Origin of the sequence: Micrococcus sp. APC 4021 (assembly GCF_030407635.1) — a bacterium.
GTDB lineage: Bacteria > Actinomycetota > Actinomycetes > Actinomycetales > Micrococcaceae > Micrococcus > Micrococcus luteus.
Genome location: NZ_JASDCZ010000012.1, coordinates 17,345 through 29,553 on the forward strand (window position 1 = coordinate 17,345; position 12,209 = coordinate 29,553).

Genomic DNA, 12,209 nt, shown 5'->3' on the forward strand with positions numbered 1-12,209 from the left:
CCATGCCGCTGGGTCTGACGTGGCTGGACGTCCTGCTCATCGTCGCGCTCGCGATGCTCCTGGTCCAGGGTCACCGTCGCGGCCTGTGGGTGGTGCTGGGCAACCTCGTCGGCCTGGTCGGCGGCGCCGCGATCGCGTTCTACGCCCTGCCTGAGGTGGCGAAGTTCGTCACCGCGCCGCAGTGGCGGTGGGCCGCGCTGATCGCCACCCTCGTCGTGCTCGTGGCGGCGGGCCAGTACGTGGGCGCCGCCATCGGCGAGGCGATCCGGTTGCGCGTGAACCTGCCGGCGCTGCGACTCGTCGACCGCCTGCTCGGCGCGCTCGCCACCGGTCTCGCGGGCGCCCTCGTCCTCTGGCTCGTGGCGTTCTCCATCGCGGCCTCCGGCTCCACCGCGGTCACCCGTGAGGTGACCCGCTCGCGGGTGATCGCAGCGCTGGACACCGTGATGCCCGACTCGCTCCTGGCCTGGGCCGCCCGCTCGCGTTCCGCCGTCGCCGACCTGGACGTGCTGCCGGAGCTCGAGCTGCCCGCCCCCGTCCCGGAGACCGACGACGGCGTCCGCGCCGCTCCGGCCCCGGCCGCGACGCCGGGTCTGCCCTCGGCCGCCTCCTCCCCGTCCGCCCCGCCCGCGACGTCCGCCGCGGCGACCCCCGAGGAGCCCGACGACGCCGCCGCGGCCTCGTCGTCCACGTCCGCCGCGCCGTCGGCCACGACGACCGCCCCCGCCTCGTCGACGTCGACGGCCGCCCCCTCGACTCCCGCCGCCTCCTCGGCGTCGGCCGCCGTCGTCCGGCTGACCGGGACGGCCGCGCAGTGCAACCAGGTGCAGAGCGGCTCGGGCGTGGCCGTGGCCCCGGACCGCGTGCTCACGAACGCGCACGTGGTCCTCGGCGTGGACGCCCCCACCGTGACGGACCGCGCCCGCGGCGTGCACGCGGCGCGGATCGTCCACCTGGACACGGCGCACGACCTCGCCGTCCTGGCGGTCGACGACGCGGACCTGCCCGTCATGCCGGTCGGGGCCGAGCTGACGGGCGGCGCGTCGGCCTCCGTCCTGGGGTACCCCGACGGCGGCCCGTTCGCCTCCACCCCCGCGACCGTGCAGGCTGTCGGCGAGGTGCCGCTCGGCGACGTCCTGACCGGGGCCGCGAGCATGGTGGACGTCTACACCCTCGCGGCGGACATCCGCCACGGCTACTCGGGCGGCCCGGTGGTGGACGCCGCCGGGAACCTGGCCGGTCTGGTGTTCGCCCGGGCCCCGGGCTCGGACGCCGTCGGCTACGCCCTGACGGCGGACACCATCGCCCCCGTCGTCGCCGCGGCCCCGGGGATGACAGCCACGGTCCCCTCGGGGGACTGCGTCCCGGGCGGCTGAGCCGGCGCCGCGCCACGCGCCTGACGCCCGCATTCCGGACCGGACTGTCCGGTAACGGCCCGCGTCGACTATTGTGGCATCCGTCACACTCGAGTTTCCCCGACCCTCGGAGGTCCTGCATGTCCAGCACCGTCTCCGCGCCCGCCACGGCGCCGAAGCGCACCCGGGAGGAGTTCACCGGCCGGTGGGCCTTCATCCTGGCGGCCATCGGCTCCGCCGTGGGCCTCGGCAACATCTGGCGCTTCCCCTACGTCGCCTATGAGAACGGCGGTGGCGCGTTCGTCATCCCCTACCTGATCGCGCTGCTCACGGCGGGCATCCCGCTGCTGTTCTTCGACTACGCGATCGGCCACCGCTTCCGCGGCTCCGCGCCTCTGGCGTTCCGGCGCCTGTCCCGGTGGACCGAGACCGTCGGCTGGTGGCAGGTGCTCATCTGCGTCGTCATCGGGATCTACTACGCCGCGATCATCGGCTGGGCGATCATGTACACCTGGTTCTCCGTGGACCAGCGGTGGGGCGAGGACCCGGAGACCTTCCTCATGGGCGACTACCTGCGGGTCGCCGACGACCCGTCCCCGTCCTTCGACTTCGTCTCGGGCGTCTTCTGGCCCATGCTCGCCGTCTGGGTGATCACGCTGCTCATCATGGGCTTCGGCGTGCGCCGGGGCGTGGCCCTGGCCTCGATGGTCGGCATCCCGCTGCTCATCGTGATGTTCCTGATCCTCGTCGGCATCGCCCTCACCCTGCCGGGCGCCGCCCAGGGCCTGGACGCCCTGTTCACGCCGAACTGGGCCGCGCTCGCTGACCCCGGCGTCTGGATCGCCGCCTACGGCCAGATCTTCTTCTCGCTGTCCGTCGGTTTCGGCATCATGATCACCTACGCCTCCTACCTCAACCGCCGGACGAACCTTACCGGCTCCGGCCTGGTCGTCGGCTTCTCCAACTCGGGCTTCGAGATCCTAGCCGGCATCGGCGTGTTCTCCGCCCTGGGCTTCATGGCGCAGGCCTCCGGCGTGTCCGTGTCCGAGGTGGCCGGCAGCGGCATCGGCCTGGCGTTCATCGCCTTCCCCACCCTGATCTCGCAGGCCCCGCTCGGCGCCCTGATCGGCGTGCTGTTCTTCGGCTCGCTCGTGGTCGCCGGCTTCACCTCGCTGATCTCGATCCTCGAGGTCGTCATCTCCGCCGTGAAGGACAAGCTCGGCTGGGGCCGCTGGACGGCCACGATCGTCGTGATCGGCCTGTCCGGGGTGGTCTCCCTCGCCCTGTTCTCCACCACCACGGGCCTGCAGATGCTCGACACCATGGACGCGTTCGCCAACAACTTCGGCATCGTGGGCGCGGCGCTCCTGTCGGTGCTCCTGGTCACCGGCGCACTGGGCTCGGCCCGCCGCATCACGGCGCACCTCAACGCCGTCTCCTCCTTCAAGGTCGGCCGCGGGTACGTGCTGCTGATCGGCGTGCTCATGCCGATCGTGCTCGCCTACATCTGGCTCTCCTGGATCATGAAGGTGATCGCGGAGGGCTATGAGGGCTACCCGGGCGACTTCCTCGGCGTCTTCGGCTGGGGCATCGCGCTCGGCTCCGTCGCCCTGGCCGTCCTGCTCTCCCTGATCCCGTGGTCCCGCAAGTCCAACCTCTACGCGGAGGACCTGGACAGCGAGATCCACGGCGACCTCATCCCGCACAACGCCGTGCCCGAGGGCACCGTCCCCACCGGCGCCCTGCCGGTGGTGCCCGCGGCCACCACCCGGAAGGAGCTCTGACCGATGAGCACCGCAGCGATCGTCATGATGTCCCTGGCCATCCTCCTGGTGTGGGGCGGCCTCGCGGTCTCCGCCATCCACCTGCTCCGCCACCCGGACGACTCCTCGGGCGACCTCGCCATCGAGGACGAGCTGGCCCCCGCCGTGCGGGAGCGCGAGGATGGCCGTCTCGACGCGCGGCACCGGTGAGTCGATGAGGCTCCCCGGTCCGTTCGCGGCGGCCCCGGTCGCCGACGGGGCCGCGGGCGTGGTCTCCGCCTCCCTGCCGGTCGTGGCGGTGGACGCGAGCCTGCCGGCCCCGCCCTACCGGCAGATCGTGGACGCGGTCCTGGCCGGCGTCGCCTCCGGATCCCTGGCCCGCGGGGACCGACTGCCGCCCGTGCGCGTGCTCGCCGCCGAGCTCGGCGTGGCACCGGGCACCGTGGCCCGGGCCTACAAGGAGCTCGAGGCGCACGGCACCATCCGCACCCGGGGTCGCGCGGGCACGTTCGTGGCCGCCTCGGCGGACGCCCGCGCCGACGCCGCGCACCAGGCCGTGCGGCGCTGTCTGGACACCCTGCTCGAGCGCCTCGGGTACACGCCCGACGAGGCCGTGGAGCTGGTCCGCCGGGACGCGGCCGCCCGCGCCTGAGGCGGGCCCGCCCACCGACGACGCCGCCCCGGACCGCACGCAGCGTGCGGTCCGGGGCGGCGTCGTCGTGCCGGCTCAGGCCTTCGGGGCGAGCGTCTCCACGATGCGCTGCATGACCGTGGGGTCGGCCAGCGTGGTGGAGTCGCCCGGGTCGCGGCCCTCGGCCACGTCCTTGAGCAGACGGCGCATGATCTTGCCGGAGCGCGTCTTGGGCAGCTCGGGGACCACGAGCACGCGCTTGGGCTTGGCGATGGGGCCGATGTCCTTGCCCACGTGCTGCCGCAGCTCCTCCTCGACCTCGGCGACGTCGCGGTCGGCCGCGACGGCGACCGCGGTGAGCAGGACGAACGCGACGACCGCCTCACCCGTGGTCTCGTCCTTCGCACCGACCACCGCGGACTCGGCCACGGACGGGTGCGCCACGAGGGAGGACTCGATCTCGGTGGTGGACAGGCGGTGGCCGGAGACGTTCATGACGTCGTCCACGCGGCCCAGCAGCCAGATGTCGCCGTCCTCGTCGTAGCGGGCGCCGTCGCCGGCGAAGTACATGCCGGGGAAGCGGGACCAGTAGGTCTCCTTGAAGCGCTCCCGGTCGCCCCAGATGCCCCGCAGCATGGACGGCCACGGCTCGCGCACCACGAGGAAGCCCGCGCTCGTGTCCGTCATGGGTTCGCCGAGCTCGTCCACGACCTCCAGCACGACGCCGGGCACCGGCCTCTGGGCGGAACCGGGCTTGAGGGTGGTCACGCCGGGCAGCGGGGTGAGCATGTGGGCGCCCGTCTCGGTCTGCCACCAGGTGTCCACGATGGGGCAGCGGCCGGCGCCGATGACCTCGTGGTACCAGCGCCAGGCCTCCGGGTTGATGGCCTCGCCCACGGAGCCGAGCACGCGCAGGCTGGAGAGGTCGTACTCGTCCGGGATGTGCCGGCCCCACTTCATGAACGTGCGGATCGCCGTCGGCGCCGTGTAGAGGATGCTCACGCCGTACTTCTGCACGATCTCCCACCAGCGGCCCTGGTGCGGGGAGTCCGGGGTGCCCTCGTAGATCACCTGGGTGGCGCCGTTGACCAGCGGTGCGTAGGCGACGTAGGAGTGCCCGGTGACCCAGCCGACGTCGGCGGTGCACCAGAAGACGTCCGACTCCGGGTGCAGGTCGAAGGTGTCGTGGTGGGTGACCGCGGCCTGCACGAGGTAGCCGCCGGTGGTGTGCAGGATGCCCTTCGGCTTCCCGGTGGTGCCGGAGGTGTACAGGATGTAGAGCGGGTGCTCGGCGTCGTGCCACACGAGCTCGTGCTCGTCGGACTGGCCGTCCACGACGTCGTGCCACCACAGGTCGCGGCCCTCGGTCATCTCGACCTCGGCCTCGTTGCGGCGGACCACGAGCACGTGCTCGGCGGTGTGGCCGGGCGCGGAGAGGGCCTGGTCCACGGCGGGCTTGAGCATGGAGGGCTTGCCGCGGCGGAAGGAGCCGTCCGCCGTGACGACGAGCTTGGCCTCGGCGTCGTCCACGCGGGAGCGCAGGGCGTCGGAGGAGAAGCCGCCGAACACCACGGAGTGGACCGCGCCGATGCGCGCGCACGCGAGCATCGTGATGACGGCCTCGGGGATCATCGGCAGGTAGACGGCCACGCGGTCGCCCTTGGTCACGCCGAGGGACTCGAACGCGTTGGCGGCGCGCCGGACCTCGGCGGCCAGGTCGGCGTAGGTGTAGGTCCGGGTGTCGCCGGGCTCGCCCTCGAAGTGGATGGCCACGCGGTCGCCGTGGCCGGCCTCGACGTGGCGGTCCAGGGCGTTGTACGCGGCGTTGGTGGTGCCGCCGACGAACCACTTCGCGAAGGGTGCGTCGGACCAGTCCAGGACGTCGGTGAAGTCCTGCTCCCAGTGCAGGACCTCGCGGGCGCGGCGGGCCCAGTAGGCCAGGCGGTCCTCGGCGGCCTCCTCGTACAGGTCGGCTCCGGCCACCGCCTGGGCGGCGAACTCGGCCGGGGGCGGGAACGTGGGGATCTGCTCGTCCATCGACGGGGTCCTTTCGGGGTGGTGCGGTCAGTGCGCAGCGCGGATGTGACGCGCCCCACACTAGTTGTTGTGGGTCATGAGGTTCTTGACATGGGTACCGGGCTGAGATGAGACGAGTGGGCCTCTCCCGCAGGATGGAAGTTCCTACACCACCGACCTGCCAGAAGAGACCCGCTCATGACTCACGCTAACGCACCCCTGACCCCGACCGGCCGTCTCAGGATGGTCCACCGCCACCTGCACGACGGGATCCCGCAGGCGCACGTGGCCGCCGAGTTCCGGGTGAGCCGGCCCACGGTGGCCACTTGGGTCGCCCGCTACCGCGCCCAGGGAGAAGCCGGCCTTCAGGACCTGCCCAGCCGGCCGCACCGTTCACCTGCCCAGCTCGATCCGGTCTTGGTCGCCCAGATCCACGCCCTGCGGCGGGAGCGCAAGTGGTCCGCACGGCGCATCCATCACCACCTCGTCTCCGAGGGCCACCGGGTGTGTCTTCGTACCGTGGGACGGTGGCTGCACCGACTCGGGATCTCCCGCCTACGGGACCTGACCCAGGCCGGAGAAGACCTGCGCCAACGACCCCAGAAGATCACCGCGAGAGGGCCGGGGCACATGGTGCACCTGGATGTGAAGAAGATCGGGAAGATCCCAGACGGGGGCGGCTGGCGCACCCACGGACGTGAAAGTGAAGCAGGCCGTGCTTCCAAGCGCGGGCCTGGCCGGCGGGTCGGCTACACCTACCTGCACTCGGCGATCGACGGGTACACCCGCCTGGCCTACACCGAGGCGTTGGAGGACGAGCGGGCGGCCACGACCGTGAGCTTCTACTGCCGGGCGCGGGCGTTCTTCGCCGCCCACGGCATCACCGTGGACCGGGTGATCACGGACAACGGGAACAACTACCGGGCTGCGGACTTCACCGCGAAGGTGGTCTCGCTCGGGGGCCGGCACCACCGGATCCGCCCCTACACCCCGCGCCATAACGGGAAGGTCGAACGGTACAACCGGCTGATGGTGGACGAGGTCCTCTACGCCCGCCCCTACACCTCAGAGCAAGCTCGGCGTGAGGCCCTGCAGGTGTGGGTGAACCACTACAACTACCATCGGCCTCATACCTCCTGCGGAGACGCTCCTCCGGCCTCACTGGCACCGACCCGAGTCAACAACGTCATGCCCTCCTACAACTAGTCTCCCGCCTCAGCATGCCGCGCGCGGCGTCGTCGCCACAAATCCTCGGGTCCTGTGTGTCGCATCGTGCCCGGAAGCGGGGGCCGGACGCGGTGCGGACGTCGGCACGCGCCCCGCTCCCTAGGATGGTCGGACCTGAGCGGATCGCACGAGGGCGGGAGGACGCGCGGATGGAGACGGAGTCGACGGGCACGCCGACCGGGGAGACCCAGCTGGCACTGGTGCGCCGGGCGCGGCGGATCAACCGGATCCTGGCCGAGACGTACCCGTACGCCGTCGCCGAGCTGGACTTCGAGACGCCGTTCGAGCTGCTCGTGGCCACGGTGCTGTCCGCCCAGACCACCGACGTGCGGGTCAACGCGGCCACGCCGGCGCTGTTCGCCCGCTTCCCGGACGCCCACGCGATGGCCGCGGCCACCGAGCCCGAGCTGCAGGAGCTCGTGCGCTCCACGGGGTTCTACCGGAACAAGGCCTCCGCGATCCTGCGGCTGTCCCAGGAGCTCGTGGCCCGGCACGACGGCGAGGTCCCCGCCCGTCTCGAGGACCTCGTGGCGCTGCCCGGGGTGGGCCGCAAGACCGCGTTCGTGGTGCTCGGCAACGCCTTCGGCCAGCCCGGGATCACCGTGGACACGCACTTCGGCCGGCTCGCCCGGCGCCTGGGGTTCACGGACGAGACCGACCCGGTGAAGGTCGAGCACGCCGTGGGCGCCCTGTTCCCGCGCCGGGACTGGACGATGCTCTCCCACCGGCTGATCTTCCACGGCCGCCGCGTGTGCCACGCGCGCCGCCCGGCGTGCGGGGCGTGCCCGATCGCCCGCTGGTGCCCGTCCTACGGCGAGGGGGAGACCGACCCCGAGCGGGCGCGCGCCCTGCTGGCCTACGAGCTCAAGCCCGGCCGGGAGGAGCTGCTCGAGCTCCTGCGCGCGGGGCGGACGCGCCGGGAGCTGCGCGCCCTCGGCCACGGGCTGGAGGCCTGAGCGCCCGGCCTGCCCGCTCAGCCTTCGGTGAGACCCGCGAGGATCGCGGCGACCGCCCGGCGCGCGTGAGCCCCCACGCCCGCGAGCGTGGCCGAGGCGGCCCCGCACCAGTCGTCGTAGCCGAGCAGGTGCAGCCCCGGCACGTCCACCGAGGCGGTCGGCAGTGCACGCTCCGTCGCCGGCGCCCCGGAGGGGTGGCGGGTCAGCTCGAGGCCCCGCAGATGGCGCAGGTCCGCCCGGAAGCCCGTGCACCAGACGATGTCGTCCACCGGGTGCTCGGCGCCGCGCACCCGGGCCGCGGCGCGGTTGGCGGCGGGCCAGCCGTGGCTCGCGCCGGCGTCGTGGTCCCAGCGGACGCCGTCCGGCGTGAGCGCGGTGGGCGCGGGGACCGCGTGGAGCCCGGCCCCGTCGCGGGCGCGGATCACCGAGGGCACCATGACGATGTCCCCGAGGTCGCCCACGCGCGCCTCGGAGCGGCCCAGCACGCGCGCCGAGGCCCGATCGAAGAGCACCCGCCCGTCCACGTCGTCCGGCATGAACCGGGGCGGACGCCGGGTGGCCCACGTGGTGGCGACACCCGCCAGCAGCAGGTCCGCCGCGATCTGGGCGCCCGAGTTGCCGCCGCCCACCACGAGGACGTGCCGCCCGGTGAACGCGTCGGGGGAGCGGTACGCGGCGGAGTGCCGCTGCGTGCCGCCGAAGTGGTCGACGCCCGGGAGGGCCGGCACGAACGGGCGGGTGAACGAGCCGGTGGCGGAGACCACCGCGCGGGCGCTCAGGGCCGTGCCGTCCTCGAGCCGCAGGGTGAACGGAGGGGACGCGGCGGCGTCGTGCGTCACCTCCGCGACACGCACGCCCCGGCGCACCGGCAGCCCGTAGCGGTCCTCGTAGTCGGCCAGGTAGGCGACGACGTGCCCGGCGTCCGGGGTGCCGGGGCCGGGCGACGGCGGCATGGGTCGGCCCGGCAGGGAGGAGTGCTCGGCGGGGGAGAACAGGCGCAGGGAGTCCCAGTGGTGCGGCCACGCGCCGCCGGGCTGGGCGGAGGCGTCGAGCAGGACGAACGACGGCGGCGGGCCCGGCCGGCGCCCGCGGCCGACGTCCCGCGCGGCCCGCGCCAGGAAGTAGCCGGCCGCCAGTCCGGCCTGGCCGACGCCGATCACCGCGACGTCCACCGGATCCGAGGACGCGGTGGCCGCTGGGGGCGAGGTCAGGGGAGCCGTCATGCCCCGAGGCTACGACCGGCGGCTAGCGTGGGGGCCATGCCTGAGACCCCCGCGAGCCCCCGCCCGACCTCCCGCGACGCCGCCGGGACGTCCGAGGCGTCGCTGACGGGTGCGCGGGACCAGCTGGCGGACCTCGTGGCCCGGTGGGGCACGGCCCCTGCGGACGCGTCCGGTCACCACGACCCGGCCTCGCTCACCACAATCCCGCCCGAGGCCGTGCCGATGTGGGGCTTCGACTGGCCCCGGTCCGGCGATCCGCGCCCCTCCGCCGTGCTGATCCTGTTCGGCGCCCTCGACGACGTCCCCGCCCGTCACGACGCCGAGCGCGTGCACCCGCACGTGGACGTGCTGCTGACCCAGCGCGCCGCCACCCTGCGCCAGCACGCCGGGCAGATCGCGTTCCCCGGCGGTCGCGTCGACCCCGAGGACGCCGACGTCGTGGCCACGGCCCTGCGCGAGGCGCAGGAGGAGACCGGCTTGGACCCGGCCGGCGTGGAGGTCCTGGGCGTGCTGCCGGCGGTGCCGGTGGTGGTCTCGGGGCACGTGGTGCACCCGGTGCTCGGGTGGTGGCGGGACCCCAGTCGCGTGGCGGTGGTCGACCAGGCCGAGGCCGCGGCCGTGTTCCGGATGCCGGTCGCGGACCTGGTGGACCCCGCGAACCGGTGCCGCGTGGCCCGGCCCGGCGGCCGCCGCGGCGAGACGCCGGGCTTCCTCGTGGGCGAGCGCCTGGTGTGGGGGTTCACGGCGGCGCTGCTGGACCGTGTGCTGGCACTGCTGGGCTGGGACGTGCCGTGGGACGACTCCCGCGTGCGTGACGCGCGGACCCACCGGATCCTGCGCGGCTGACGGCTGCGCGCCGCCGCCCGCTCCCGCGCCGCCCACCCGCGCGCGGTGCGGGTGCGCCAGCTCAAGGGCCTGAAGCGGATGCTGACCGAGCACGCGGACCGGTTCGTCGCGGCGCTCGGCACGGACCTGGGCAAGCCGGCCACCGAGGCCCTGATCACGGAGATCGTCTCGGTGCGCTCCGAGGTGGACCACGCGCTGCTGCACCTGACCGACTGGATGGAGCCGCGGCCCGTGAAGCTGCCGCTGGCCCTGCGGCCCGCGAGCGCGGAGGTCCGGCCGCGGCCCAAGGGTCTCGTGCTGGTCATCGGCGCGTGGAACTACCCGGTGCAGCTCGCGCTCGCCCCGGTCGTGGGTGCGCTGGCGGCCGGCAACACGGTGGTGCTCAGCCCGTCGGAGAAGGCCCCGGCCACGGCGGCGGCGCTGCGGGAGCTGGTGCCGCAGTACCTGGACTCCGCGCTGGTCTCCGTGGTGGCGGGCGGCAAGGAGTGCAACACCGCGCTGCTGGCGGAGCCGTGGGACCACATCCTCTACACCGGCGGGGAGCGCGTGGGCCGGATCGTCTACGAGGCGGCGGCGAAGACCCTCTCCCCCGTGACGCTCGAGCTGGGAGGCAAGTCGCCGGCGGTGGTGACGCCGTCGCGGAACACGGGAGCGATGGCCCGCCGCATCGCGTGGGCGAAGTTCACCAACGCGGGCCAGACGTGCGTGGCCCCGGACTACGTGCTGGCCGTCGGCGAGGCCGCGCTGCGCCAGGTGACCGCCGAGCTCCCCGCAACCCTGCGCGAGTTCTACGGCGACGACCCCCGCGCGTCGAAGGACTACGGCCGGCTCATCTCCGCCGAGCACGCGGAGCGGCTGCGGGAGATGCTCCAGACGGACCTCGACGCCGGCGCCGAGCTGCTCGTCGGCGGCGACGTGGATGTGGCAGGACGGTACATGGCGCCGACCGTGGTGACGGGCGTGCGGCCCGACGGCGCGCTCATGCAGGAGGAGCTGTTCGGCCCGATCCTGCCCGTGCTGACCGTGGACACCTTCCAGGACGCCCTGGACTTCATCGCGGAGCGCCCGCACCCGCTGGCCGCCTACCTCTTCACGGACCGGCCGAGCTACCACCGCGCGTTCGACGACCAGGTACAGGCCGGCGGCCTCGGCTACGACGTCGGCCTGCTGCACGCCGGCATCGCGACGCTGCCGTTCGGCGGGATCGGCGCGTCCGGGATGGGCGCGTACCACGGCATCCACGGGTTCGAGACGTTCTCCCACCTGCGCCCGTCCATCACGAAGTCGGACCAGGTGGACACGCTCAAGACCGCGTACCCGCCGTACGGGCGGATGAAGCGGGCGCTGCTGCCGAAGATGCTCTGAGGGGGCGGGGATCAGCGCTGCGGCCAGAAGCCGCGTCGGGCGTAGACCTCAGCGAGGACGTCGACGCGGTCGGTCATGACGCCGTCGACGCCGAGGTCGAGCAGGCGCTCGATCTCCGCGGGCTCGTCCACGACCCACACGTGCACCGGCAGGCCCGCCGCGTGGCACCGCCGCACGAAGTCGGCGGTGGCCACGGGCACGCGGCCGTGCCGGACGGGCACCTGCACGCAGTCGACGTCGAGGGCGTACCGGCGCAGCCAGCGGGTCAGTCCCAGCGGGCCCAGCGTCACGAGCGCCGCGATGGCGGCCGCCCCGCCCGACGTCGCCACCCGCTCCGGCCCGTACGCCCGCTCGGGGTGGCCGAGGCGGGCGAGGGCGCGCCGGAAGAGGCGGCGCCGCGAGTCGTGGAACGAGGCGACGAGCACGCGGTCCCACGCGCCGTGCTCGGCGAGGATGCGGGCCAGGGCCGGGGCCGACGCGCGGTCCTTGAGGTCCACGTTCAGGCGGGCTTCGGGGAGCGCCGTGAGCAGCTCGGTGAAGCGCAGCAGCGGCTCCCCGCCGACCGTGACGTCCGCCAGCCGCTCCCACGTGTGGTCGCGCAGCCGGCCGCGGCCCGTGCTGACGCGGTCCAGAGTCTCGTCGTGGAACACGACGAGCTCGCCGTCCGCCGTGGTGCGCACGTCCAGCTCGAGGTAGGTGAACCCGGCGGCGTGGGCGTCCGCGAACGCGGCCAGGGAATTCTCCCGGTCGACGGCGGCGCCCCGGTGGGCGAACCCCAGCGGGTGGCCGCGACGGGCGGGGACGGAGTCGGTGAGGTAGGCGGGGGC

11 protein-coding genes are annotated in these 12,209 nt (G+C 73.8%); 8 read left to right on the top strand and 3 right to left on the bottom strand.

Annotated elements, in window-relative coordinates; all coding sequences use genetic code 11:
• The first annotated feature begins 2 nt into the window (after positions 1-2).
• From QL983_RS02320 to QL983_RS02335, 4 genes are all read left to right on the top strand, one after another.
• Positions 3-1,376 (top strand): CvpA family protein, encoded by a 1,374-nt coding sequence (locus QL983_RS02320; RefSeq protein ID WP_063189861.1) that lies wholly within the window; start codon positions 3-5, stop codon positions 1,374-1,376.
• Between the two features lie 119 nt (positions 1,377-1,495).
• Positions 1,496-3,139: a sodium-dependent transporter gene (locus QL983_RS02325; RefSeq protein WP_063189859.1), complete on the top strand. Its 1,644-nt coding sequence runs from the start codon at positions 1,496-1,498 to the stop codon at positions 3,137-3,139.
• 3 nt (positions 3,140-3,142) lie between these two features.
• Positions 3,143-3,328: a methionine/alanine import family NSS transporter small subunit gene (locus QL983_RS02330; protein WP_063189857.1), complete on the top strand. Its 186-nt coding sequence runs from the start codon at positions 3,143-3,145 to the stop codon at positions 3,326-3,328.
• On the top strand, positions 3,300-3,770 hold the full coding sequence (locus QL983_RS02335) for a GntR family transcriptional regulator (protein ID WP_063189855.1): 471 nt from the start codon (positions 3,300-3,302) through the stop codon (positions 3,768-3,770). The genes QL983_RS02330 and QL983_RS02335 overlap by 29 nt, the downstream gene beginning before the upstream one ends.
• A gap of 75 nt (positions 3,771-3,845) precedes the next feature.
• On the opposite strand, the gene acs is transcribed toward QL983_RS02335, so the two are convergent.
• Entirely contained in the window at positions 3,846-5,786 is a 1,941-nt protein-coding gene (gene acs / locus QL983_RS02340; protein WP_036314287.1) for an acetate--CoA ligase, read from the bottom strand.
• 177 nt (positions 5,787-5,963) lie between these two features.
• Here acs and QL983_RS02345 point away from each other — a divergent pair, with 177 nt between their 5' ends.
• The gene (locus tag QL983_RS02345; protein WP_290151157.1) at positions 5,964-6,971 is read left to right on the top strand and encodes an IS481 family transposase; all 1,008 of its coding nucleotides are present in this window, start codon (positions 5,964-5,966) and stop codon (positions 6,969-6,971) included.
• A 170-nt stretch (positions 6,972-7,141) separates the two neighbouring features.
• Positions 7,142-7,948, top strand: coding sequence for an endonuclease III (gene nth / locus QL983_RS02350; RefSeq protein WP_036382284.1), 807 nt, complete (start codon positions 7,142-7,144; stop codon positions 7,946-7,948).
• Between the two features lie 17 nt (positions 7,949-7,965).
• Here the strand turns inward: nth and QL983_RS02355 are convergent, their stop codons facing one another.
• Positions 7,966-9,171, bottom strand: coding sequence for an NAD(P)-binding domain-containing protein (locus QL983_RS02355; protein ID WP_135040229.1), 1,206 nt, complete (start codon positions 9,169-9,171; stop codon positions 7,966-7,968).
• A 36-nt stretch (positions 9,172-9,207) separates the two neighbouring features.
• On the opposite strand from QL983_RS02355, the gene QL983_RS02360 reads away from it, so the two are divergent.
• Together QL983_RS02360 and QL983_RS02365 are read left to right on the top strand one after the other, a co-directional pair.
• Positions 9,208-10,017, top strand: coding sequence for a CoA pyrophosphatase (locus tag QL983_RS02360; protein ID WP_036382288.1), 810 nt, complete (start codon positions 9,208-9,210; stop codon positions 10,015-10,017).
• Between the two features lie 3 nt (positions 10,018-10,020).
• Positions 10,021-11,382 carry an aldehyde dehydrogenase family protein gene (locus QL983_RS02365; RefSeq protein WP_290151159.1) on the top strand — a complete coding sequence of 454 codons (1,362 nt, stop codon included), beginning with the start codon at positions 10,021-10,023 and terminating at the stop codon, positions 11,380-11,382.
• An 11-nt stretch (positions 11,383-11,393) separates the two neighbouring features.
• Here QL983_RS02365 and QL983_RS02370 read toward each other — a convergent pair.
• Positions 11,394-12,209: glycerophosphodiester phosphodiesterase (locus QL983_RS02370; protein WP_290151158.1), on the bottom strand; the 816-nt coding region annotated here is incomplete at its 5' end.

Coding starts and splice junctions, on each gene's coding strand:
- QL983_RS02320 (WP_063189861.1), top strand. CDS start 3: ATGCCGCTGGGTCTGACGTGGCTGGACGTCCTGCTCATCGTCGCGCTC.
- QL983_RS02325 (WP_063189859.1), top strand. CDS start 1,496: ATGTCCAGCACCGTCTCCGCGCCCGCCACGGCGCCGAAGCGCACCCGG.
- QL983_RS02330 (WP_063189857.1), top strand. CDS start 3,143: ATGAGCACCGCAGCGATCGTCATGATGTCCCTGGCCATCCTCCTGGTG.
- QL983_RS02335 (WP_063189855.1), top strand. CDS start 3,300: ATGGCCGTCTCGACGCGCGGCACCGGTGAGTCGATGAGGCTCCCCGGT.
- acs (WP_036314287.1), bottom strand. CDS start 5,786: ATGGACGAGCAGATCCCCACGTTCCCGCCCCCGGCCGAGTTCGCCGCC.
- QL983_RS02345 (WP_290151157.1), top strand. CDS start 5,964: ATGACTCACGCTAACGCACCCCTGACCCCGACCGGCCGTCTCAGGATG.
- nth (WP_036382284.1), top strand. CDS start 7,142: ATGGAGACGGAGTCGACGGGCACGCCGACCGGGGAGACCCAGCTGGCA.
- QL983_RS02355 (WP_135040229.1), bottom strand. CDS start 9,171: ATGACGGCTCCCCTGACCTCGCCCCCAGCGGCCACCGCGTCCTCGGAT.
- QL983_RS02360 (WP_036382288.1), top strand. CDS start 9,208: ATGCCTGAGACCCCCGCGAGCCCCCGCCCGACCTCCCGCGACGCCGCC.